Below are 21,599 nucleotides of genomic sequence, written 5' to 3'. Positions count from 1 at the left end.
CATACGATGTGTTGAGTTAACCTGCCCGGAGATTTTCGGTAATGGCGGCGATTGTTGAGGAGCCTCGCGAAAAGTTTCCTGAAGTCGGAGACGTCGCGAATCCCGCCATCTTCTTCGACGGTGAGGATGTATTTCTCTGCTATCAGATTTCGCCGCGTGGTGGAGGCGGCAACGCTGTGGTCAAATTCGGAGACGTCTTCGAATTCCAAGTAAAGCCCATGAACGTTGAAGGCTTGGGGCAATGCAGATATCCGGTCCGCCCATGGTCATTTAATGAAATAATCAACGCGGAAGAAATCTTACGCTGGAGGGTTCTCAAACCGAGATTCTGGATGATTTCCTTCAATGACGTAATGGTCGAGGTTCTATTTGAGTCCGCTGCCTTGCTACTCCATGATCTGCAGCCGGTTCATCCGAAAACGACACTCACAAAAATCTTCCAATGATGGCTGTTCTTGCCGGACATTGCATGTCCGCCGACGCTTTCCTCCGACGTCACTGCTCCTGCACGCCGATCTTCCGCGTCACGGTATGCTCGATCAATTCCATGCCGTCATAAATCAGCACCGCCATTAGCCCGACGATCAGGCCGCCTTGCAGGATGAAGGCGGTGTTGTCGTTGATGAGGCCGGCGATGATGACTTCTCCCAGCCCCTTGGCGGCGACGGTCGAGCCGATGGTTGCCGTACCGATATTGATGACGGTGGCGATCTTCAATCCCTCGATGATCAGTGGCAGGGCGAGCGGCAGCTCGACGCGGAACAGCCGCTGCCAACCGTTCATGCCCATGCCGTCGGCGGCGTCGAGCACGGTGGCGGGCACCTGCTGCAGGCCGGCGACCGTGTTTTCGAAGATCGGCAGCAACGCGTAGAGAAAAAGCGCGATCAGCGTCGGCATGGCGCCGAAGCCAGTGGTGGAGATGGCGAGCGCCAGCACGGCGACCGGCGGGAAGGTCTGGCCGGCATTGGCGATCGCCCGCGACAGCGGCAGGAAGTCGGCGCCGCTTTTGCGGGTGACGAAGATGCCGCCGAGCACGGCGAGGATGCCGCTGGCCGCAATCGAGATCAGGATCAGCTCCATATGGCTGAGGGCGAGGGACGGCAGGCTGTTCTGCGTGTAGATCGGCGACGCGCCGAATTTGGTGAGCGGCGCCAGGATCGGGATCAGCCATTCCGGCCGGAACAGCAGCACCAGAAGCAGCGCCAGCGCCAGAAGGCGGAAGAGGTTGGCGGCGAGAAACCTCATGCCTTGCGACCCAGCTCGATCAGATGCTGCATTGAGATCGAACCGACCGGCACCTTGCTGTCGTCCTCGACCGCCGCCTCGTCGGCCCCTTGCCAGATCATCTCGGCCAGCGCGTCACGCAGGTTGAGTGTTTGCGGCAGGCTATAGCCGAGGCCCGGCCGTGGCGGCTGCATGCTTCCTTTCAGCGGCAGCAGCGACATCAGCTTCAGTGCCCGGTCGGAGGTGCCGGTCAATTGCTGCACGAAGGGATCGGCCGGCTCCGTCAGGATTTTTTCCGGCTCCGAACATTGCAAAAGCTTGCCGTTGCTCATGACCGCGATCTGGTCGCCGAGATGGAAGGCTTCGTCCATGTCGTGGGTGACGAGGATAACGGTCGTGCCGAATTGCTTCTGGATCGCCAGCAGATCGTCCTGCGCCTTGCCGCGGATCACCGGATCGAGCGCGCCGAAAGGTTCGTCCATCAGCAGCAGTTCCGGTTCGGCGGCAAGCGCGCGGGCAACGCCGACGCGCTGTTGCTGGCCGCCGGAGAGTTGGCTCGGATATTTGGCCGCAAACGTGCCGGGATCGAGATGGAAGAGATTGAGCAGCTCCTCGACGCGGCGGTTGATCCGAGCCCTGTCCCAACCGAGCAGCTCGGGGACGGTGGCGATATTCTGCGCCACCGTGCGATGCGGAAATAGCCCATGGCCCTGAATGGCGTAGCCTATACGGCGGCGAAGCTCGGTCGCGGGCACGTCCATCACATCCTGGCCGCCGACGGAGATATGGCCGTCCGAGATCGGCACCAGCCGATTGATCATTCGCATCAGCGTCGATTTGCCGGAGCCGGAGGTGCCGACGATGACGGTTATCGTGCCCTTCTCCATGCTCATGCTGATATTGTCGACCACGGTGGCGTTGCCGTAGCGCTTGGTCACGCCCTTAAGCTCGATCATGGCGGTCATGCGCGTTTTCCCCGGATGCTGTCGATGACCGCATCGAGGATGACGGCCGATGAGAAGGCGAGAAAGACCGTCGGCACGGCGCCGAGCAGCACGAGGTCATTGGCCGTCTGGCCGATGCCCTGGAAGATGAAGATGCCGAAACCGCCGCCGCCGATCAGGGCCGCGACGGTGACGAGACCGATCGCCTGCACCAGCACGATGCGGATGCCGGTGAGGATGACAGGAAAGGCGAGCGGCAGGTCGATACGGGTGAGAATCTGGCGACGTGTCAGCCCCATGCCGGCGGCGGCGTCGCGCACCGAGGGATCGACGCCGGCAAGCCCGACGACGGTATTGGCGACGATCGGCAGCAGCGAATAGATCACCAGCGCCACCAGCGCCGGCGCGGTGCCGATGCCCTTGATACCGATCGCGGCGGCAAAGGGGACATGGGCGGCGATATAGCCGAGCGGCAGCATCAGAATGCCGAACAGCGCCAGGCTGGGAATGGTTTGCACGAGGCTTAGAGCTCGCAGCACGACGGCGCGAAGTTTCGGCTGCCAATAGCAGAAGATCCCAAGCGGTAGGGAGAGCAGGATGGCGATAGCGACCGAGCCGAGCGCCAGGAAGACATGGCCCAGCCCCTCATTCCAGAACTTGTCGGCATTGTTGGCGTATTCCTTCATGATCGACAGATTGTCGAGCAGTCCGGATTTGAAGATGATGCCGAGGATCACCGCATAGAGGGCAAGCGACCCGACGCGGAGCCATGGCGACAGCCGCAGCTTCACCAGCGCATCCGAGATCACCAGACCGATGAAGGCGAGCAGCACCCAGAAGGCGCCGCCCGGCGTGATGCGCGCCACGGTGCTGCCGGCGGGCGTCGCCGCCGTCGAGACGAGGCCGAGCGCGACGATGAGGAAGGCGATGGTCAGCGTGGCAATGCCGAGGCGGGCAAGCTGGTTGTGTAGGAAGAGGGCGGCAAGGGAAGTGGCGACGAGAAGGGCCAGAAGCGCCAATGCTGACGGCTGGGCGAGGAGCTGTATCAGCAATTGCGGCTTGCCGGCGGCGATGCGGTTTGCCTTGACGATGATGAACGGCATCAAGGTCGCGGCCAGCGCCCCAGCGGCCACCAGCACCACTCCGAGACGGTCCACCCTGCGGGCCGCGAGCGCATCTTCCATCAGGCAAGCTCCGTCGGGGGCATGATCCCAAAAAGTGTGAAGCGGTTTTTGGATAAGATCATGCCCATTCAATATCCCTGCGGCTCCACTCTATCAAAGCGGAGCCGCCTGGGTAGTCTCCGTAAGCTCTTACTTCAGGAAGCCACCATCCTTGAGGTAGGATTCGGCAACGGCCTTGGCCGGCTCGCCATCTACCTGGATGCGGCCGTTCAGCTTGCGCAGCACGTCGGCGGTCAGACCCTTGAAGATCGGGGCGAGAACCTCCTCGATCTTCGGATTGGCCTTCAACACGGCTTCGCGGACGATCGGCGTCGGGGCGTAGACCGGCTGCACGCTCTTGTCGTCTTCGAGAACCGTCAGTTCAGCCGCTTCGATGGCGCCGTCGGTGCCGTAGACCATGGCGGTGTTGACGCCGTTGGTCTGGTCGGCCGCAGCCTTGATCGTCGCCGCCGTGTCGCCGCCGGAGAGCACGACTTCCTGGTCGGGCTTGATCTGGAAGCTATAGGTCGTCTGGAAGGCTGGCAGGGCGGCTGGCGAGTTGACGAACTCGGAGGAGGCCGCAAGCTTGACGGGACCGCCGCCGGCAACCCACTTGCCGAAATCGGACATGGTCTTGAGCTTGGCCGGGCCGGCAACGTCGTTGCGAACGGCAATCGCCCAGGTGTTGTTGGCGGGCGAGGGCGTCAGCCAGACGATCTTGTTGGAATCATAGTCCAGCTTCTTGGCGAGATCGTAGCCCTTTTGCAGGTCTTTCCAGGCGGCATCGTCGGCCTTGTTAAAGAAGAAGCCGGCATTGCCGGTATATTCGGCATAGATATCGATCTCGCCGGCGGTGATCGCCTTGCGCACGACCGGCGTGGTGCCGAGCGCGATGCGGTCCTGCGCCTTGATGCCATTGGCATTGAGCGCCGCCAGGATGATGTTGCCGAGCAGCGTGCCTTCCGTGTCGATCTTCGACGAGACCACGACGTCTGCGGCGCTGGCGCCGCTGGTAAGGAGTGCCGCGAGCGTGGCGGCGAGTGCGAGCTTCTTGAACATGATGCTTCCCTTTGTACCCCGTTGAACCATTATTGCGCGCATCCGCTCGGTCTCAGGGCCGGTCTCGGACACGCAATTTGTAGCTGCGGGCCGAAGAACCCGCAGGCGAAGTCCTATCTGCGTTGGGGAAATAGCGCTCGCCATCGAAAAATCGATGCCACACCAGTCCTCCACCTGCAGTCGCGGCGCGATTATGACGAGGGTGCCCGGCATAAGCGCGAAAATTGATTTCTTTTTTCGGGGGTAAGCGCGTTTGTTTTTGTTCCCCTTACCCGTTTGACGCTGTTCCGATCTCCTTTTGATTGTGGGACCGGTTAGGCGACTCGCCGACGATAGCCGCTGCCCCATGGCTTTGGGATATCTTTTTTCAAGAACACATCATATCGTCGCGCCGTCTTGGCCGGGCGCATGGGGCCGATCTGAAAGGAGCGCGAGCTTGTATCTCGGAGCATTGTTCATCGCCGACACGGTTTTCTCGATCGGCTCGGTCCGGGAGACCGCTCGCCGATTGTCCCTTTCGGCCTCGACCGTATCGGGGGCGCTCCGGCGGCTGGAGACGGATCTGGCGATGAAGCTTGTCGAGCGAGCCTCCGGGGAGCTTGCCACCTTGCTCGCCAGCGCGAAGGTGAAGAAGGGGCTGCAGCCGATCCTTGCCGGCATGCGGGCGCTGTCGGTCCTGACGAAGGAACCGCCGGCACCGCAGGATTATGCCCAATGGGCCGCCCGCCTGTCGCTGAAGATCGCCACCATCGAGCGTTTCCTCGAAGTCGCCGATCAGGGCAGCATCAATCGCGCTGCCCGCCGCCTGCGTCTCGGTCAGCCGCAGCTTTCGCTGCAAATCGCCAATCTCGAGGATCTGTTCGGCTGCCGTCTGTTCGAGCGGCAGGCGCAGGGCTCGATGCTGACGGAAGCGGGCCACGAGGTCCATGCCATTCTCGCCGGCATTGCCGAGGCCTGGGACGAGATGAAGGCGACCTCGGACGAGCGGTTCCAGCGGGTCGCCCGCGCCGTTCGCATCGGCTCGATCATTCCGACCGGCTCGGAGAGCTGGGTGGCCCGCTCGCTTGCCAGCCTCGTTGCGCGCTGGAACAGCAGCGGCAATCGCAACATGCTGTCCCTGATGCTGATGACCGCCGACGACCTGCGCGAGGCGCTGAGGTCCGGCCGCATCGACGTCGCCATCGTCGATTCCGTCTTCGGCCTCGACGCCTTCGATCACATGGAGTTGCTGACGACCGACATGGTGGCGATCGCGCCGCCCGACAGCACGGAGCAGACGGTGACGGCGCTGGTTGAAAGCCATCCGCTCTGCGTGCCGAGCCCGCGCACTGGCATCGGCAACGCGGCCATGGCCTTCGGCTTTGACGGTGGCGACCGCCGCCGCTTTCGCGGCCGCGACATCACCTCGGCCGACTCGCTGCCCGTCATCGTCGATCTCGTCGCCAACCATGGCTACGTGTCCTTCCTCGGCCGTGTCAGCGCCATGCCGATCGCCGACAAGGTCCGTATCGTCGATCCGGACGAGGTGCTGCCGCTGTCCTATCACCTCGCCCATAACGGCCGAAAGGCGTCGGTCGATGCCTGCCGGCTGATCCGGCAAGCGGTACGGGAATTGGTGGGCAAGACGGAGGCCGATAAGGACGTCTCTATTTAAAGGCGATCTGGAACCAATGGGGTGCAATCGCGTTATCCGATGCTGCGTTCGTTAGGACGCACGCAAGAGTGATCTCATCCCAGCCGGAGGTTTGTTCCGGCACCCAAGGAGACGGAAAATGAAAATCCTGGCAGCAGCTCTCGTCGCGCTGGGCATTGTCGCTTTGCCCGCAACCTACGCCGAAGCCCGCGATTATCACCATCACCATCGGCATCATGTAACGGAGATGCGCCATGGCCATCATCATGGCGATACCTGGCGTCATCACCGGCCGATGCATCACCATAGGCCGCATTTCTCGCATAGCTGAGTGACGCTGCCATCTGGAACTATACCTTCTTCTTAAACGTTATTTCTCTATCCGCTTTCATGCGGGAAATGATGCAATCCTCGGGCCGGCGCGGTGTCGCCGGCCTGGCGGATTGCGTTTGAGGAGACGTGTCATGAGGATTATCGCAACAGCGCTGCTGGCGCTGGGTATCCTCGCTCTGCCGGTGACCAATGCCGACGCGCATCGCCGCCATTATCATCACTGGCATCATCGCCACGGCCCCAGCGTGATGGTCGCGCCCGGTTTCTTCGGCGTCTATGTCGGCCCGAGCTATGGTCATCGCTATTATTACCGCGACCGCTATTGGCGCGGCGATGACTGGGAATACCGTCGTTGGCACCGCCACTATTGGCGCGATCGCTACGACGACCCGTGGGATTGATTGCGCGGGCGGATCGCCGGCGCAGCGAGCGGGAAGCATGCTATGAAAAACGACGCCGGAGGGCGCCGTTGAGGTGCGATTGTTCGCTGAGATCGGCGATCAGGCCGGGTTCAACACATGCACCGCGCGCGCGGCCATCAGATCCTTCACCTTCTCGCCATAGGCAGCCATATGCGCCGCAGCCGCATGCGCCTTCAGCGCCGCCAGGCTTTCCCATTTTTCAACGACGACGAAAGTATCCGGCCCAAAAGCCGGATCGGCACCCTCGACATCCACCACCGCGGTATACTCGATGCAGCCGTCTTCGGCATGCACGGCCGGAACATTCGCCTGAAAGGCTTCGAGCACTTCGGCGCGCTTGCCGGGCTTGGCGGTGAGGATGGCGAGAACGTGGATCATGGTGTTTCCCTTGGATGAATTGGGTGATGCTGGTGTGAGAGTACCAGATGGGGCCGATTCAGCGGCCGGGTTTGATGAATATCATGAATCGGCAAGGAGCCGAACGCTTAGCCTTACTTTTGCGCGGGCATGGCTTTTGTCTCGGGAACGTTTGATGGATAAAATAACACGGTGCTTCGGCATCTTACTAACGAGGCGTTCCCAATGAATGGGTCCACGGATTAGACGGAGTATACCAAGATTACTGGGTACGTGTAAAAACTGCGAGGATCAAAAGGAGACAGTTCGGCGGCCAAAGTGTCGGCAACTTGCTTGTTATGTACGTGGCAAAAAGTGAGAGATTACATTATATTGTAGATTGTATTAAGCTGCGCGAAAATACTCGTCGATCGCGGATTTTATCTGAGCGATCTACCAGAAGGCTAGAGAGCGCCGCAATATGGTTTGGGCCACACCGCAATATTCAAGAGAACAGATTAATCAGGCAGGCAGGGCTTTGCTGAATCCGGAAGGCTGGGCTGGATCAGGTAGATCGCTCAAAGATCTTGATACATATATGGATGCCTTATCCGTTGTGAACAATTGGCGAGCATCCCACGGATATCCGCTCAACACATTCCAAGCTACCCTTCGAAAACGAGCGCGTAAACTCGATCGACATTGCATTTTCGCAACGAGGATCAAGCGGCTGGATTCCATAACAAAGAAGCTAGTCAAACACGAAGATATGAAACTATCGCAGATGCAGGATATCGGCGGACTGCGAGCGATATTACAGAACTGTGACCAAGTTTACAAACTCGCAGGCGTCTATGAGGAACGCCGTCTTACACATGAATTGGCAAAAATAAACGACTATATCGCCAACCCCAAACCGGATGGCTACAGGAGTATGCACTTCATCTATCGCTATCAAGGAGGTGGCCGAACGACACACTACGACGGTCTCAAGCAGGAGATACAGATTCGTTCTGTTCTTCAGCATGCATGGGCAACAGCGGTTGAAACCGTGGGTATTTTTACAAAGCAAGCGCTGAAGTCTAGCGAAGGGGACGCTAATTGGCTTCGGTTCTTTGCGCTTGCAAGCTCGGTAATAGCCGGAAAAGAGGGTGGAGCAGACGTTCCTGGTGTCCCGGGCGATACGCGCGTGCGGGATGAGGAGTTCAAAGAGCTGGCTAGGCAGCTAAACGTCAGAGAAGTCCTTAACACATATCAGAATATGTTGCGGGCACTCGAGCGACATACAACTAAAGACGCGAAGTTCTTTCTGCTCTCCCTTGAGCCTGAAGAAAAACGTATCGCCGCCAAAGGGTTTCTCACGAGAGACTCAATCACCGCAAACCAGCAATACACCGAAATGGAAAAACGATTGGCCGAAAAGCCTGGGGCTCAAGCAGTTCTGGTGAAGGTCGATTCGGTGGCTGCCTTACGTCGCGCCTACCCTAATTATTTTGCTGATACGACAAAGTTCATTCAGGCTGTGAATGAATATCTGCCTGAGCATAGGGTCTAGGGATTACTGAGTTTCACCAGATACTTGCTGGTTTCCATGGCAGACGGTAATCGGTTTTGCTTGTGTACAGGTCCGTCTTTTAGTCGTTTTAAAACAAATGGTGCCGCTTGCAGGACTCGAACCTGCGACCCCATCATTACGAATGATGTGCTCTACCACCTGAGCTAAAGCGGCATTCAAGGGGCGTTCGGTTCGGCCCCGCGATTTGCATGGCGCTGATACAGTCAATGCGACGAGATTTCAAGCGTTCAAATTGCCAATTGGCAAAAAAGCGGCTGGCCTGTGAAAAGCCGGCCGCATTTGCGATGATCTCAGAGCGCCAGCCGGGCGCGTGCCTGGCGGTATTCGGCCTCCAGCCGGTCGACGAGGGCTGCCACCGGTTCGACGGCCTTGACGGCGCCGATGCCCTGGCCGGAGCCCCAGATATCCTTCCAGGCCTTGGCGCCGGTCGTTGCCGTTTCGAAATCCATTTTCGAGGGATCGGCCTCGGGCAGGTTGTCCGGGTCCATGCCGGCAGCGAGGATCGAGGGCTTGAGGTAATTGCCGTGTATGCCGGTGAAGAAATTGGAATAGACGATGTCGGCGGCGGCCCCCTCGACGATCGCCTGCTTGTAGGCGTCCGCTGCGCGCGCCTCCTCGGTCGCGATGAAGGGCGAGCCGATATAAGCCATGTCGGCGCCCATCGCCTGCGCCGCCAGGATCGCGCCGCCATTGGCGATGGCGCCGGCGAGCAGCAGCGGCCCGTCGAACCATTCACGGATTTCCTGAACGAGCGCGAAGGGCGAGAGCTGGCCGGCATGGCCGCCGGCGCCCGCCGCCACCGCGATCAGCCCGTCCGCGCCCTTGCGGATCGCCGAATTGGCGTGGCGGTTGTTGATGATGTCATGCAGCACGATGCCGCCATAGGAATGCACCGCCGCGTTGACCTCCGGCACGGCACCAAGCGACGAGATGACGATCGGCACCTTGTACTTCACGCAGAGCATCAGATCGTGCTCCAGCCGCTTGTTCGACGTATGAACGATCTGGTTGACCGCGAAAGGCGCGGATGGCCGCTCCGGATGGGCGGCGTCATGGGCGGCGAGATCCTCGGTGATCATCGCCAGCCATTCGTCGAGCTGGCTCTCCGGCCTCGCGTTCAACGCCGGAAACGCGCCGACGACACCGGCCTTGCACTGCGCCAGCGTCAAAGCCGGATGCGAGATGATGAAGAGGGGTGAAGCCACGACCGGCAGCCGCAGGCGCTCGGTCAAGATTGCAGGAAGAGCCATGAACATCATCCATCTTTGACGTTTACGAAAACGTCAAAGAGATAACAGATGTCTGTTTGGAGGGAAAGATGGGGTCCCCATGGAGGTTCAATCGGCGGCCGGTCTCATAGCCAAGCCATCCGAATCTTCCTTCGGCATGGTAGCCTTCAGGTTTTCTTTTTCCGCTTGAGGTAATTACCCAACGCCATGTCCGGAATCTTTCTCTTGGCCGGACGTCTAGCTTTCCTATCCGCTTCGAGAAGATCGGCTTCCTCATCAACCGTTTCGTCGCCGCTCATTTGAGCGACTACGATATTGGAACCGTGTCGGCCTTGCCTATTGGATTGAGCTTTGAATCGCGGGATGGCTTTACGCTTGGATTTGTTGTTTTCCCCGTACGCATCCCGTCCATCACGTTCATAGGAAAGGAGCTTGTCTCTCGGTGGAGATCGGCTTTCTCGGGTCTTTTGGTCGCTCATTCTTTTGCACTCCCTCAAGGGCCGGAGGCTATCATCGGGAAATCGTTTATGTCGAGAGAGTTCCCCGCAATAGTCTGCCGTTCGTACGTGATGGTGATCCAACCCGATGTGCCTGTTTGGCCACCCCATTTGTGTCGTCTTTGCCATTTATCCCCGCCGGAGTGTCCGTGGGTGATTCAGAGAGGCTTGCACATTGCCAAGCGGGGCGTTACCGATTCTGGTTAGCCAATGGTAAAGAGAATGGTCGTCTTGCCAGTAGAGTATGCGGGCGTATCGCGAGTGAGAGTAAAGGACCTGAAGTGAGCGGATTAGAAGCGGCTATCAGAAACGCCTTGGAGCGATCCGATCGCGCCAATCCGGAAATTCGGGCCCGTGTCTATCAGTCGGCGCGACAGGCGCTGGAAGCCGGGCTTCGCAAGCAGGACATTACCGACATCAATATCGTCTCGGGCCAGCGTCAGCGCCTGGAAGAAACGATCCGGGCGATCGAGGGCGAAGAGCGTATCCGACAGCCGGAGACGCCGGCGCCGATCGAGCCGGAAGCACCCCATATCCCCTCAGTGACGACGCCGCAGCAAGCCCAGCAGTCGATGCAGCAGGAACAGGAGCCTGCGATGAGCGTGCGTGGCGACACGCGCGACCACCATCCGGTCGCTGCGCCGACCCCTGTTGCCTCTCAACCACGCGCGCCGGAAGGCGATTTTGGCGATATGGGCGCCAGCCCCGCCGATCATCTCGGCGCCGATAGCGACGTGCGGCAGGCAGCACCCGCGCCGACGGCGACACGGTCGATGAATTTCAAGCCGGAGCGCGCCGCCGTGCGCCGCAAGCCGCGCAAGTTCTTCTCGCGCCTGCTGGTGTTCTGCATTCTCCTCGCTTGCCTCGGCGTCGGCGCCTGGTGGGTCAAGACCTCGGGTGTGTTCATGACGGCGGCGCAGCGCGACACGAGCGTCCCCAATCCGCCGGCGCATGTCGATTCCCAGGATTTCGACGGCAGCGGCGACGACACCGCGTCGAACGATGATGACAATAGCGGCCCCGTCAATCCGGGTCTGGCGGTGATCGATCCGCAAAACAGCTTCTCCGAGGAATGGATCGAGGTCTTGAAGCCGACTGACGCGGCGAAGGTCGTCAGCGGTACGCAGGCCAAGGCCGAGAACGTCTCGGAAAATGAAGGCCCGGCGGTGCGGCTGACCTCCGCGAGCAATGGTTCGGACGGCGACGTCTCCGTCGAAGTGCCGGCCAGCGTGCTGCAGCAATTGGCCGGCAAGTCATCGACCGTGGCGCTGACGCTGCAATCGACGTCCGACACGCCGACACAAATCACCGTCGAATGCAATTTCGGTTCGCTCGGCACCTGCGGGCGTCATCGCTTCAACGTCACCCGGCAGAAGACCGATGCCCTGTTCCAGGTTCGCTATGATCGGTCGCTGGCGCCCACCGCATCAGGCCATCTGATCATCAACAGCGATCTCGACGGCAAGGCACGCGGCGTCAACGTCTACGCAATCCGCGTCCTTCCCGGACAATAGCGCCTAGGGCCGGGATTCTCTATTTCAGGACCTGCGCGCCAGAGCCGAGGATTTTGCCGTCGACCTCGCCGATCGCCTTTAGGTCCTTGCCGTCATAGTCGAGCGTCAGCAGCAGATGACGGATGAGGTTGAGGCGGGCGCGGCGCTTGTCGTTGGCGCGGATGACCGTCCAGGGCGCATAGTCCGTATGCGTGTCTTTCAGCATGCGGTCGCGCTTTTCGCTGTAGTCCTTCCATTTCGTCAGGGCCGCGATGTCCATGGAAGAAAGCTTCCAGACCGCGCGCGGGTCGTGGCGTCGGTCGTGAAAGCGCTTGAGCTGCATTTCCCGGCCGATATCGAGATAGAATTTGAAGAAGAGGATGCCGTCCTGAACGATCAGCCTCTCCATCCGCGGCGCCTGCTTCAGGAACTGCTCGTATTGCTTCGGCGTGCAGAAGCCCATGACCGGCTCGACCCCAGCGCGGTTGTACCAGGAGCGGTCGAACAGGACGAACTCGCCCGCCGTCGGAAATTGGGCAACGTAGCGCTGGAAATACCATTGCCCTGCCTCGCGGTCGGTCGGCTTGGTCAGCGCCACGACGCGCGCAAGGCGAGGGTTCATATGCGCCGAGGTGGCGGCGATCGAGCCACCCTTGCCGGCGGCATCGCGCCCTTCGAACAGCGCCATCACCCGCTTGCCGGTCGCCTGCAGCCAGAATTGCACCTTGATGAGCTCTATCTGCAGCTTTTCGAGCTCTGCCAGGTATTCCTCGTCCTTCAGCTTCTTCTTGTAGGGATAGCCGTCGGAGGCAAGCGCCTCGTCTTCGATCCAGGCTGGTAGGATGGGGTCATCGACATCGAAGATGCGCGTCTTGCCGTGGATGTCCAGTTCCACCGCGCGGCTTTCCACTTCCTCTGCCATGCGCTTCGCTCCTCCGCGATTGGCGATATCAAAGCCGTATTTGCCGGTGCGGCAAAAAAACCTCGCGGTGAAGGTGGGGCATTTATCCAGTATTTTCAAGCCTTTTGCATATACCCTCCTTCGCCGGCTACATTTATTATCGTAAGCTGACGGCTTCTGTGGATAGAGCCGTAAACTTCTGTCATGAATCCCCACTAAGACGAGGAGTCTTGGGTTTGGCGATGGCAGACGAAGGGACGGGTGCGCTTGCAAGACGAATGGGCATTCCTCAGGAAGCTGGGGGCACGGTTGCGGCAGGAGACCGCCATCCTGATTCTGGCGACGCTGATCGCCATTCTGGCGCTGATCGAGGGCATCAACACCGCCGTCGTCTTTTGGATCTGGATGATTGCCGTGATCGTGGCGGTGACCCGTCCGCCGCTGGTCGAGAAGGTTGAGCCGCAATCGCCCGTCGCGCCGGCGCCGGCCGATCCGGCCGCACTGCTGGGCACGGTCTCCGCCGGCCTTGCCGCGCTCGACATGCCGGTGCTGATCATCGACCGCGAGGCTTCCGTCGTGGCGCAGAATCCCGCCGCCGAAAAGGCATTCGGCGCCTTTCCGCTCAACGCCCATATCTCCGCCAAGCTGCGCTCTCCCGGTGTGCTCGACATGGTGCGCGAGACGATCACCACCAATGCACCGAACCAGATCGAACATTCCGAGCGGCTGCCGTCCGAACGCGTCTATGTCGTCCGCATCGCCCCGATCGATCTGCCGGAGACCGAGATCGAGCCCGGCGTATTCTTCGTGTTGTCGTTCCGTGATATTTCGGAACTCCGTCACATCGACCGCATGCGTTCCGACTTCGTCGCCAATGCCAGCCACGAGCTGCGCACGCCGCTGGCCTCACTGCGCGGTTTCATCGAGACCATCCAGGGTCCGGCCAAGGCGGATCTGAAGGCGCAGCAGCGCTTCCTCGGCATTATGTTCGATCAGACGACGCGCATGAGCCGGCTGGTCGACGATCTCCTGTCGCTGTCGCGGCTGGAACTGAAATCCCATATCGCGCCGGACCAGAAGGTCGATCTCGTGCCGCTGCTCGGCCATGTTCGCGATGCGCTGCTGCCGCTCGCCGGCGATCTCGACGTCACCATCAACCTGCATCTGCCCCCCGGCAAGGTAGAGGTGCTGGGCGATCGCGACGAACTGGTGCAGGTCTTCGAAAACCTGATCGAGAACGCCTGCAAATACGGTCAGGAAGGCAAGGTGGTCGAGGTTTCGCTCTTGAACGAGCCGGCTCAGGCCGTCGAAGTCATCATCTCCGACAGGGGGCCGGGCATCCCGGCCGAACATGTGCCGCGCCTGACCGAGCGCTTCTATCGCGTCAATGTCGAGGACAGCCGCTCGAAAAAAGGCACTGGTCTCGGGCTTGCCATCGTCAAGCACATTCTCACCCGCCACCGTGCGCGGCTGATCGTCAAGTCAGAAGTCGGAAAAGGAACGGACTTTACCGTCCGCTTCTGAAAGCCTCTCTGAATCGACAATTTTGCGCAGAGTATAACCCATGAATTTCAAGGGATTACACTGTCATAATTGTTTCACCCGCCTGACATAAAAGGGCGGTGCTTTGACAGCTAAAAAAGGGATGCTGAAACAGGCGGACGTTCCCGTTCGCCGTCGCGCTCTTCAAAGTCCGTCAGGGAGGATGCACCATGAATGCGTTGAAACTGTCTATCGTTGCGTTGGTTGCTTCGGTCGCCTTCGCCGGGGTCGCCACGGCCCGCGATCAGATTCAGATTTCCGGTTCCTCCACCGTATTCCCCTATGCCAAGATCGTTGCCGAGACCTTCGGCGAGACCTTTGCCAACTACAAGACGCCCGTGGTCGAATCCGGTGGTTCCGGCGCCGGCCTGAAGGAATTCTGTAAGGGCGTCGGTCCCGACTCCATCGACATCGCCAATTCCTCGCGCCCGATCAAGGGCAGCGAAGTCGACGCCTGCAAGGCAGCCGGCGTTGCCGACATCCAGCAGGTCAAGATCGGCTATGACGGCATCGTCTTCGCCTTCGACAAGAGCAATCCCGACATGAAATTCGTGCCCACCGACCTCTACAAGGCGCTCGCCGCCGAAGTCGTCGTCAACGGCAAGCTGGTGCCCAATCCCTACAAGAAGTGGTCCGAGATTAATCCGGCCCTGCCGGATTTCGAAATCGCCGCCTATATTCCGGGCGAAAAACACGGCACGCGCGAGGTCTTCGAGGAGAAGGTGCTCGCCGCCGGCTGCAAGGAGTCCGGCGCGCTCGACGTCATCAAGGCCAAGGTATCCGGTGCCAACAAGCAGGCCGAGACATGCGTCGCGGTCCGCAAGGATGGTGTCGCAGTCGATATCGACGGCGACTATCCCGAGACCCTCGCGCGCATCAATGCCAACAAACACGGCGTCGGCGTCTTCGGCCTGTATTTCTATCAGAACAATGCCGACAAGCTGAAGGTCGCGACCGTAAGCGGCATCGTGCCGTCGGGCCAGACCATTGCCGACGGCACCTATCCGGTGTCGCGGCCGCTGTTCTTCTACGTCAAGAAGGCGCATCTCGGCGTCATTCCGGGCCTGAAGGAATATGTCGACTTCTTTACCAGCGATCAGATGATCGGACCGGACAGCCCCTTGGCCGAATATGGCTTGGTGCCGGCGCCGGATGCCGAGCGCGACCAGATCCGCAAGGACTTCTCCGACGGGAAGATCATGTGAGTGCATAGAGACTGAGCGCCGATGCGGTCACCCGCGCCGGCGCTTGCCGGGGAATGGGCCAAGGAATGGGAATGAGTGTGTCACTGCTGCTGTTGTGTCTGTCGATCATCGGCGCCTCCGCCTTCGTGCTGGGGCGGACGAGAGCGGCTGCGCTGTCGGGCGGCAGATCCTCGGCCATGCATTCGCGGCTCGGCTATCACGGTGCCTATGCGGCCATTTGGGCCGTCTTGCCGGCGCTGGCGCTGATCTGCGCCTGGCTTGTCATCAGCCCGCAGGTGATCGACGAGTTCGTGGTCAAATCCTTTCCCGATGAGGTGAAGACCTTGCCGGAAGCCGAGCTCAATCTCAGTTACGGCACGGTGCGCAGCATCGCCCACGGCATGCGTCTGCTCGACAATCAGGAACTTGCCACCGTCGCCGCCGGCTCGGCCGATCTTCAGCGGATGCTGGCGCAGAAGGGTGTGCCGCTCGCGGTTCGGCCGACCGGCTACATGATCGACGCCGCGAACAAATATAACGGCATGCGCCATGTAAGCCGCGTCGTCATGTCGGCCGCGGCCATCGTCCTGTCCGTTCTCTGCGCCATCTATGGCCTGCGTGCTATCGCGCCGCGTTTTCGCGCCCGCAACCGGGTGGAGCAGGTTATTCTCGGCGGCCTGATTGTCGCCTCGTCGATTGCCGTCCTGACGACGCTCGGCATCGCCGCCTCGATGCTGTCGGAGGCGGCTCGTTTCTTCAACATGGTTCCGGCGGCTGAGTTTTTCTTCGGCACCGTCTGGAATCCGCGCTTCACCGGCGCCGGCGCGCAAACGTCTGGCACTTTCGGCCTCATCCCGCTTCTGGCCGGCACGCTTTACATCGGCCTGGTCGCCATGCTGGTCGCGGCTCCCGTCGGATTGTTTGCCGCTATCTACATGGCAGAGTATGCCTCGGCCCAGGTGCGCTCCATCGCCAAGCCGATGCTCGAAGTGCTGGCCGGCATACCGACCATCGTTTACGGCTTCTTCGCACTCGTCACCGTCGGACCTTTCCTGCGCGACATCTCCGCCGACATCAACGGCCTGCTGACAGGCAGTTATGCAAGCTTCATCCAGGCGCAGAGCGTTCTGACCGCAGGCTTTGTCATGGGCGTCATGCTGATCCCCTACGTGTCCTCCCTCTCGGACGACATCATCATGGCGGTGCCGCGCTCGCTGCGCGACGGCTCGCTCGGCCTCGGCGCGACACGCTCGGAAACGGTCAAGCGTGTCCTGCTGCCGGCAGCCCTTCCGGGCATCGTCGGCGCGCTGTTGATGGCCGCTTCCCGCGCGCTCGGCGAGACGATGATCGTCGTGCTCGCCGCCGGCGTCGCCGCCCGCATGCAGTTCGATCCCTTCGAGCCGATGACGACGGTCACCGTGAAGATCGTCAACCAGTTGACCGGCGATCTAGAATTCACCTCGCCACAGACCTTGGTCGCCTTCGCGCTCGGCATCACGCTCTTCTGCCTGACGCTCTGCCTCAACGTCTACGCGCTCTACATCGTTCGTCGCTATAGGGAGCAATACGAATGAGCGATGTCGTATCCTCCGCAAAGCCGCCGATTCCGCGCGGGCTGACGCCCGGCGCGCCGGCGCGGCGCGATATCGGCATCAAGCGCCGCTACGCCGCCGAGCGCCGGTTCCGCGCCTATGGCATCGCCGCCGTCATCTTCGGCCTTGTCTTCCTCATCGCCCTGGTCTCGTCGGTGGTGCGTCATGGCTATACCGCCTTCGTGCAGACCTCGATCACGCTGCCGATCGAGTTCAACGAGAAGGTGATCGACCCCGCCGGCAGTCGCATCGGCGATCCGAAGGTGCTGATCGCGGCCAACTATCCGCTTCTCGTCCGCGACGCTCTGGTGAAGGCGCTCGGCATTGATCCCGCCAATCGCACACTCGTGCGTGAGGCGATGGCGATGGTATCGGACAGCTCGCGCATCGTGCTGCGCAACAAGGTCATGGCCGATCCCGCCATCATCGGGAAAACGGTGAAGATCACCTTCCTCGCCGACGCCAATATCGATTCCGCCAACAAGGGGCAGATCGACCTGACGGCGAATGAAGCGGATCGCAAGGTCTCCGACCGACAGCTCGGCTGGATGAAGCAGCTTGCCGCCAGCGGCGCGCTCCACAAGGCATTCAATAGCGGCCTGTTCCTGTCGGGCAATTCCAGTCGTCCGGAAGCGGCCGGCCTCGGCGTTGCGCTGATCGGCTCGCTCTATCTGATGCTGACCGTGCTGGTGCTGGCATTGCCGGTCGGCGTCGCCGCTTCGATCTATCTTGAGGAATTCGCGCCCAAGAACCGATTGACGGACCTGATCGAGGTGAACATCAACAATCTCGCCGCCGTGCCGTCGATCGTCTATGGTCTCCTCGGCCTCTCTGTCTTCATCAATGTCATGGGCCTGCCGCGTTCGGCCTCGCTGGTCGGCGGGCTGGTGCTGAGCCTGATGACGCTGCCGATGATCATCATCGCCACGCGCTCGGCACTGCGCGCCGTGCCGCCGTCGATCCGCAGCGCCGCCCTCGGTCTAGGCGCCTCTCGCATGCAGGTTGTGTTCCACCATGTCCTGCCGCTCGCCATGCCGGGCATCCTGACCGGTACGATCCTTGGGCTTGCGCATGCGCTTGGCGAAACCGCGCCGTTGCTGTTGATCGGCATGGTCGCCTTCGTCGCCAATTATCCAACATCGCCGCTCGATCCCGCGACCGCGCTGCCGGTGCAGATCTACATGTGGGCGAGCGAAGCCGAGCGCGCCTTTGTCGAGCGAACCTCCGGGGCCATTATCGTTCTGCTCTTCTTCCTTGTTGCAATGAACATCGGGGCCATCCTGCTGCGTCGTCGCTTCGAGCGGCGTTGGTAGAGGGGGAGACGAGATGAACGTGATGACGGAAGCCGCAAGCGAGAAGGCATTGGCCAGGAAGATGACGACGATCCCCTACAAGATGATCGGCCAGGACGTCTCGGTCTATTACGGCGACAAGCGCGCCCTGTTCGGTGTCGACCTGAACATCCGTGCCAATACGGTCACCGCGCTGATCGGCCCTTCCGGTTGCGGCAAGTCCACCTTCCTGCGCTGCCTCAACCGCATGAACGACACGATCGACACCTGCCGCGTCACCGGCAAGATCACGCTCGACGATCAGGATGTCTATGACACCGCCATCGATGTCGTGGAATTGCGCGCCCGCGTCGGCATGGTGTTCCAGAAGCCCAATCCCTTCCCGAAGTCGATCTATGAGAACGTGGCCTACGGCCCGCGTATTCACGGGCTGCACCGCTCCAAGTCCGATCTCGACCATATCGTCGAAACCAGCCTGCAGAAGGCCGGCCTCTGGGGCGAGGTCAAGGATCGATTGCAGGAAGCCGGCACCAGCCTGTCCGGCGGCCAGCAGCAGCGTCTCTGCATTGCCCGCGCCGTTGCCGTCAGCCCGGAGGTCATTCTCATGGACGAGCCGTGCTCGGCGCTCGATCCCATCGCCACGGCTAAGGTCGAGGAACTGATTCACGAGATCAGGGAAAATTTCACGATCGTCATCGTGACGCATTCCATGCAGCAGGCGGCCCGCGTCTCGCAGCGCACCGCAATGTTTCACCTCGGCCATTTGGTCGAGGAGAACGATACCGATAAGATGTTCACCAATCCCGACGATTTCCGCACGCAGGATTACATCATGGGCCGTTTTGGTTGATGATGGCAGGCGCGCGGCTCCTTTCACACAGTTCACCTTGAGGATAGAAAAATGGTCTCCACTCACATTCTCTCAGCCTATGACGAAGACCTGAAGTTCCTGACGCGCCGCATTGCCGAAATGGGCGGCCTGGCCGAGCAGATGGTCAGCGATAGCGTACGCGCGCTCGTCAACAGCGACGCGGCTCTGGCTCAGAAGGTCATCTCCGACGACGTCGTTCTCGACCATGCCGAGCGCGAAGTCGGCGATAAGGCGATCGTCACCATCGCTCGCCGTCAGCCGATGGCCGCCGACCTTCGCGAAATCATGGGCTCGATCCGCATCGCCTCCGATCTGGAGCGTGTCGGCGACCTCGGCAAGAACACCGCCAAGCGCGTCATCGCCGTCCAGGGCACCGGCGTTCCACGGAAACTTGCCCGTGGCATCGAACATCTCTCCGAACTGGCGCTTAGCCAGCTCAAGGAAGTGCTCGACGTCTACACGACCCGTTCGCCCGACAAGGCCGTGTCGATCCGTGAGCGCGACGAGGAAATCGACGCGATGTACACCTCGCTCTTCCGCGAGATGCTGACCTACATGATGGAAGATCCGCGCAATATCACTACCTGCACGCATCTTCTCTTCTGTGCCAAGAACATCGAGCGTATCGGCGACCATGCCACCAACATCGCTGAGACGATCTATTACATGGCAACCGGCAGCCAGCCCGAAGGCGAGCGCCCGAAAGACGATACCGCCAACACCGTCGGTGCGGTGACGGAATAATCCAGACGCCAAAGAAGGAGACCAGAGACGTATGGTTCCGAGAGTTGCTGTTGTAGAAGACGAAGAAGCGCTCAGCGTTCTGCTGCGCTATAATCTCGAGGCCGAAGGCTTCGAGGTCGACACGATCCTGAGAGGCGACGAAGCCGAGCTTCGCCTCCAGGAGCGCATTCCCGATCTTCTGATCCTTGACTGGATGCTCCCCGGCGTGTCCGGCATCGAGCTCTGCCGCCGGCTGCGCATGCGGCCGGAGACGGAGCGCCTGCCGATCATCATGCTCACCGCCCGCGGCGAGGAAAGCGAGCGCGTGCGCGGCCTTTCCACCGGTGCGGACGATTATGTCGTCAAGCCGTTCTCGACGCCGGAACTGATGGCCCGCGTCAAGGCGATGCTGCGCCGTGCCCGTCCGGAGGTTCTCTCCACGGTGCTGCGCTGTGGCGATATCGAACTGGACCGCGAGACCCATCGCGTTCACCGCAAGAGCCGCGAAGTGCGGCTGGGGCCGACCGAATTCCGCCTGCTGGAGTTCCTGATGTCCTCGCCGAGCCGTGTCTTCTCGCGATCGCAACTCCTCGACGGTGTCTGGGGGCATGACATCTATGTCGACGAACGCACTGTCGATGTCCATGTCGGACGTCTGCGCAAGGCGCTGAACTTCTCCAATATGCAGGATGTCATCCGCACCGTTCGCGGCGCGGGTTATTCCATGGAGGCCTGAGCGGGAAACCGGTCAGTCACCCAACATAGCGGCGGAAACAGAAAACGGGCCTTTCGGCCCGTTTCTTTTCTTCAGCTATGGCGCATCTCAGCCGCGTGGCTGAGCCGCCGGCCGCCGGCGCTCATGCACCGGCTGATAGGCCAGGCGCTGATGGTAGCCGCAATAGGGCGATGCATCCGGGCTGTCATTACCGCAGAAGTGGAAATCATCCTTCAGAGGATCGCCGACCGGCCACTTGCAGGTACGTTCGGTGAGTTCCGTCAGGCCGAGGCGTCGCGAAATCGGAACGACCACATTGGCTGCCGGACGATATTCGATCTCGTTGACCGTATCGATCTCGACTTCTTCCTTGAGCATCGTTGCGCCCTGCTGACGGGTAACCGTGCGGGTTGCAACGCGCGAGGCGTAGTTCGGTGCGCGTGGCGCCGAAGTGTTGCGCTTCTGCGCTCGGGCCGCCGTCGCCGTGCCACCGGCCTTCGCTCGGCCCGGCAGGCTCAAGCGATGTACCTTGCCGATGACGGCGTTACGACTGACGCCACCAAGCTGCGCCGCGATCTGGCTCGCGCTCAAACCCTCGGACCACAGCTTCTTCAGCTTCTCGACGCGTTCGTCTGTCCAATTCATGCCCTGTCTCCGCTGTCGCGTTTCCGATGGCAGAATCCTTCACCATTGCCTCAGATGGGGTCGAGGCCCGAAACGCTTAAAAAATTGTGGTGACTAGTTCCCGCCGCATGCAGTCTAGTAATTGAGATTTAACCTAGTGTGAGGCTGACTCCGTGACAAGAGTCGCATGATTCCTGGGGAATCGATTTCGGGGTTTTCCCCAACTTGCTTGTCTAGGCGTGGCAT

At 60.7% G+C, this 21,599-nt stretch carries 22 protein-coding genes and 1 tRNA gene; 12 read left to right on the top strand and 11 right to left on the bottom strand.

Going from position 1 to position 21,599, the window contains the following annotated elements; all coding sequences use genetic code 11:
- The first annotated feature begins 41 nt into the window (after positions 1–41).
- On the top strand, positions 42–446 hold the full coding sequence (locus tag AB6803_RS14840; protein WP_371109600.1) for a hypothetical protein: 405 nt from the start codon (positions 42–44) through the stop codon (positions 444–446).
- Between the two features lie 49 nt (positions 447–495).
- On the opposite strand, the gene AB6803_RS14835 is transcribed toward AB6803_RS14840, so the two are convergent.
- From AB6803_RS14835 to AB6803_RS14820, 4 genes are all read right to left on the bottom strand, one after another.
- Complete coding sequence (locus AB6803_RS14835; RefSeq protein ID WP_371109599.1) at positions 496–1,245, bottom strand: ABC transporter permease; 750 nt, start codon at positions 1,243–1,245, stop codon at positions 496–498.
- On the bottom strand, positions 1,242–2,189 hold the full coding sequence (locus AB6803_RS14830) for an ABC transporter ATP-binding protein (RefSeq protein WP_371109598.1): 948 nt from the start codon (positions 2,187–2,189) through the stop codon (positions 1,242–1,244). Before AB6803_RS14830 ends, AB6803_RS14835 begins: the two co-directional genes overlap by 4 nt.
- Complete coding sequence (locus tag AB6803_RS14825; RefSeq protein ID WP_371109597.1) at positions 2,186–3,352, bottom strand: ABC transporter permease; 1,167 nt, start codon at positions 3,350–3,352, stop codon at positions 2,186–2,188. The genes AB6803_RS14830 and AB6803_RS14825 overlap by 4 nt, the downstream gene beginning before the upstream one ends.
- A 129-nt stretch (positions 3,353–3,481) precedes the next feature.
- On the bottom strand, positions 3,482–4,390 hold the full coding sequence (locus AB6803_RS14820) for an ABC transporter substrate-binding protein (protein WP_371109596.1): 909 nt from the start codon (positions 4,388–4,390) through the stop codon (positions 3,482–3,484).
- Between the two features lie 436 nt (positions 4,391–4,826).
- Between AB6803_RS14820 and AB6803_RS14815 the strand changes: the two genes are divergently transcribed.
- The gene (locus AB6803_RS14815) at positions 4,827–6,044 is read left to right on the top strand and encodes a LysR family transcriptional regulator (RefSeq protein WP_371109595.1); all 1,218 of its coding nucleotides are present in this window, start codon (positions 4,827–4,829) and stop codon (positions 6,042–6,044) included.
- On the opposite strand, the gene AB6803_RS14810 is transcribed toward AB6803_RS14815, so the two are convergent.
- On the bottom strand, positions 6,037–6,330 hold the full coding sequence (locus AB6803_RS14810; RefSeq protein ID WP_371109594.1) for a hypothetical protein: 294 nt from the start codon (positions 6,328–6,330) through the stop codon (positions 6,037–6,039). The two genes, AB6803_RS14815 and AB6803_RS14810, sit on opposite strands and share 8 nt — an antisense overlap.
- A gap of 157 nt (positions 6,331–6,487) precedes the next feature.
- Between AB6803_RS14810 and AB6803_RS14805 the strand changes: the two genes are divergently transcribed.
- Positions 6,488–6,757: a hypothetical protein gene (locus tag AB6803_RS14805; protein WP_371109593.1), complete on the top strand. Its 270-nt coding sequence runs from the start codon at positions 6,488–6,490 to the stop codon at positions 6,755–6,757.
- Positions 6,758–6,856: 99 nt separating this feature from the next.
- Here AB6803_RS14805 and AB6803_RS14800 read toward each other — a convergent pair whose 3' ends face one another.
- Entirely contained in the window at positions 6,857–7,156 is a 300-nt protein-coding gene (locus AB6803_RS14800) for a putative quinol monooxygenase (protein WP_034520190.1), read from the bottom strand.
- A gap of 439 nt (positions 7,157–7,595) precedes the next feature.
- On the opposite strand from AB6803_RS14800, the gene AB6803_RS14795 reads away from it, so the two are divergent.
- Positions 7,596–8,669 (top strand): RelA/SpoT domain-containing protein, encoded by a 1,074-nt coding sequence (locus AB6803_RS14795; RefSeq protein ID WP_371109592.1) that lies wholly within the window; start codon positions 7,596–7,598, stop codon positions 8,667–8,669.
- A 98-nt stretch (positions 8,670–8,767) separates the two neighbouring features.
- On the opposite strand, the gene AB6803_RS14790 is transcribed toward AB6803_RS14795, so the two are convergent.
- The 3 genes from AB6803_RS14790 to AB6803_RS14780 all read right to left on the bottom strand — a co-directional run bounded on the left by AB6803_RS14790 (position 8,768) and on the right by AB6803_RS14780 (position 10,398).
- Positions 8,768–8,843: transfer RNA gene (locus AB6803_RS14790), tRNA-Thr, on the bottom strand.
- 137 nt (positions 8,844–8,980) lie between these two features.
- Positions 8,981–9,940 (bottom strand): NAD(P)H-dependent flavin oxidoreductase, encoded by a 960-nt coding sequence (locus tag AB6803_RS14785; protein WP_371109591.1) that lies wholly within the window; start codon positions 9,938–9,940, stop codon positions 8,981–8,983.
- A 146-nt stretch (positions 9,941–10,086) separates the two neighbouring features.
- Entirely contained in the window at positions 10,087–10,398 is a 312-nt protein-coding gene (locus AB6803_RS14780) for a hypothetical protein (RefSeq protein WP_371109590.1), read from the bottom strand.
- A gap of 299 nt (positions 10,399–10,697) precedes the next feature.
- Here AB6803_RS14780 and AB6803_RS14775 point away from each other — a divergent pair, with 299 nt between their 5' ends.
- Positions 10,698–11,930: a hypothetical protein gene (locus AB6803_RS14775; protein WP_371109589.1), complete on the top strand. Its 1,233-nt coding sequence runs from the start codon at positions 10,698–10,700 to the stop codon at positions 11,928–11,930.
- 19 nt (positions 11,931–11,949) lie between these two features.
- Here the strand turns inward: AB6803_RS14775 and ppk2 are convergent, their stop codons facing one another.
- On the bottom strand, positions 11,950–12,831 hold the full coding sequence (gene ppk2 / locus AB6803_RS14770) for a polyphosphate kinase 2 (protein WP_371109588.1): 882 nt from the start codon (positions 12,829–12,831) through the stop codon (positions 11,950–11,952).
- 246 nt (positions 12,832–13,077) lie between these two features.
- Here ppk2 and phoR point away from each other — a divergent pair, with 246 nt between their 5' ends.
- The 7 genes from phoR (at position 13,078) to phoB (ending at position 20,750) form a co-directional block, all read left to right on the top strand.
- A complete protein-coding gene (gene phoR / locus AB6803_RS14765) occupies positions 13,078–14,334 on the top strand; it encodes a phosphate regulon sensor histidine kinase PhoR (RefSeq protein ID WP_371109947.1) in 1,257 nt (418 codons plus the stop codon).
- 188 nt (positions 14,335–14,522) lie between these two features.
- The gene (locus AB6803_RS14760) at positions 14,523–15,557 is read left to right on the top strand and encodes a substrate-binding domain-containing protein (protein WP_371109587.1); all 1,035 of its coding nucleotides are present in this window, start codon (positions 14,523–14,525) and stop codon (positions 15,555–15,557) included.
- A 71-nt stretch (positions 15,558–15,628) separates the two neighbouring features.
- Positions 15,629–17,110, top strand: coding sequence for a phosphate ABC transporter permease subunit PstC (gene pstC, locus AB6803_RS14755; protein WP_371109586.1), 1,482 nt, complete (start codon positions 15,629–15,631; stop codon positions 17,108–17,110).
- Positions 17,107–18,441: a phosphate ABC transporter permease PstA gene (pstA, locus tag AB6803_RS14750; protein ID WP_371109585.1), complete on the top strand. Its 1,335-nt coding sequence runs from the start codon at positions 17,107–17,109 to the stop codon at positions 18,439–18,441. Before pstC ends, pstA begins: the two co-directional genes overlap by 4 nt.
- Positions 18,442–18,454: 13 nt before the next feature.
- The gene (gene pstB, locus AB6803_RS14745) at positions 18,455–19,270 is read left to right on the top strand and encodes a phosphate ABC transporter ATP-binding protein PstB (RefSeq protein WP_371109584.1); all 816 of its coding nucleotides are present in this window, start codon (positions 18,455–18,457) and stop codon (positions 19,268–19,270) included.
- Between the two features lie 51 nt (positions 19,271–19,321).
- Positions 19,322–20,035 carry a phosphate signaling complex protein PhoU gene (phoU, locus tag AB6803_RS14740; RefSeq protein WP_371109583.1) on the top strand — a complete coding sequence of 238 codons (714 nt, stop codon included), beginning with the start codon at positions 19,322–19,324 and terminating at the stop codon, positions 20,033–20,035.
- 31 nt (positions 20,036–20,066) lie between these two features.
- Positions 20,067–20,750 carry a phosphate regulon transcriptional regulator PhoB gene (gene phoB, locus AB6803_RS14735; protein WP_120662906.1) on the top strand — a complete coding sequence of 228 codons (684 nt, stop codon included), beginning with the start codon at positions 20,067–20,069 and terminating at the stop codon, positions 20,748–20,750.
- Positions 20,751–20,837: 87 nt separating this feature from the next.
- Here phoB and AB6803_RS14730 read toward each other — a convergent pair whose 3' ends face one another.
- Complete coding sequence (locus AB6803_RS14730) at positions 20,838–21,374, bottom strand: GcrA family cell cycle regulator (protein WP_007695572.1); 537 nt, start codon at positions 21,372–21,374, stop codon at positions 20,838–20,840.
- Positions 21,375–21,599 lie beyond the last annotated feature (225 nt).

This window comes from Rhizobium sp. RCC_161_2, assembly GCF_041355235.1.
GTDB lineage: Bacteria > Pseudomonadota > Alphaproteobacteria > Rhizobiales > Rhizobiaceae > Rhizobium.
The sequence above is the reverse complement of the archived record's forward strand: the minus strand, read 5'-3'. Positions and strand labels throughout refer to the sequence as shown.

Coding starts and splice junctions, on each gene's coding strand:
- AB6803_RS14820 (WP_371109596.1), bottom strand. CDS start 4,390: ATGTTCAAGAAGCTCGCACTCGCCGCCACGCTCGCGGCACTCCTTACC.
- AB6803_RS14795 (WP_371109592.1), top strand. CDS start 7,596: ATGGTTTGGGCCACACCGCAATATTCAAGAGAACAGATTAATCAGGCA.
- AB6803_RS14760 (WP_371109587.1), top strand. CDS start 14,523: ATGAATGCGTTGAAACTGTCTATCGTTGCGTTGGTTGCTTCGGTCGCC.
- AB6803_RS14805 (WP_371109593.1), top strand. CDS start 6,488: ATGAGGATTATCGCAACAGCGCTGCTGGCGCTGGGTATCCTCGCTCTG.
- ppk2 (WP_371109588.1), bottom strand. CDS start 12,831: ATGGCAGAGGAAGTGGAAAGCCGCGCGGTGGAACTGGACATCCACGGC.
- AB6803_RS14785 (WP_371109591.1), bottom strand. CDS start 9,940: ATGGCTCTTCCTGCAATCTTGACCGAGCGCCTGCGGCTGCCGGTCGTG.
- AB6803_RS14840 (WP_371109600.1), top strand. CDS start 42: ATGGCGGCGATTGTTGAGGAGCCTCGCGAAAAGTTTCCTGAAGTCGGA.
- AB6803_RS14830 (WP_371109598.1), bottom strand. CDS start 2,189: ATGACCGCCATGATCGAGCTTAAGGGCGTGACCAAGCGCTACGGCAAC.
- AB6803_RS14825 (WP_371109597.1), bottom strand. CDS start 3,352: ATGGAAGATGCGCTCGCGGCCCGCAGGGTGGACCGTCTCGGAGTGGTG.
- AB6803_RS14800 (WP_034520190.1), bottom strand. CDS start 7,156: ATGATCCACGTTCTCGCCATCCTCACCGCCAAGCCCGGCAAGCGCGCC.
- pstB (WP_371109584.1), top strand. CDS start 18,455: ATGAACGTGATGACGGAAGCCGCAAGCGAGAAGGCATTGGCCAGGAAG.
- phoB (WP_120662906.1), top strand. CDS start 20,067: ATGGTTCCGAGAGTTGCTGTTGTAGAAGACGAAGAAGCGCTCAGCGTT.
- AB6803_RS14835 (WP_371109599.1), bottom strand. CDS start 1,245: ATGAGGTTTCTCGCCGCCAACCTCTTCCGCCTTCTGGCGCTGGCGCTG.
- pstA (WP_371109585.1), top strand. CDS start 17,107: ATGAGCGATGTCGTATCCTCCGCAAAGCCGCCGATTCCGCGCGGGCTG.
- pstC (WP_371109586.1), top strand. CDS start 15,629: ATGAGTGTGTCACTGCTGCTGTTGTGTCTGTCGATCATCGGCGCCTCC.
- AB6803_RS14780 (WP_371109590.1), bottom strand. CDS start 10,398: ATGAGCGACCAAAAGACCCGAGAAAGCCGATCTCCACCGAGAGACAAG.
- AB6803_RS14810 (WP_371109594.1), bottom strand. CDS start 6,330: ATGGTGATGCATCGGCCGGTGATGACGCCAGGTATCGCCATGATGATG.
- phoU (WP_371109583.1), top strand. CDS start 19,322: ATGGTCTCCACTCACATTCTCTCAGCCTATGACGAAGACCTGAAGTTC.
- AB6803_RS14730 (WP_007695572.1), bottom strand. CDS start 21,374: ATGAATTGGACAGACGAACGCGTCGAGAAGCTGAAGAAGCTGTGGTCC.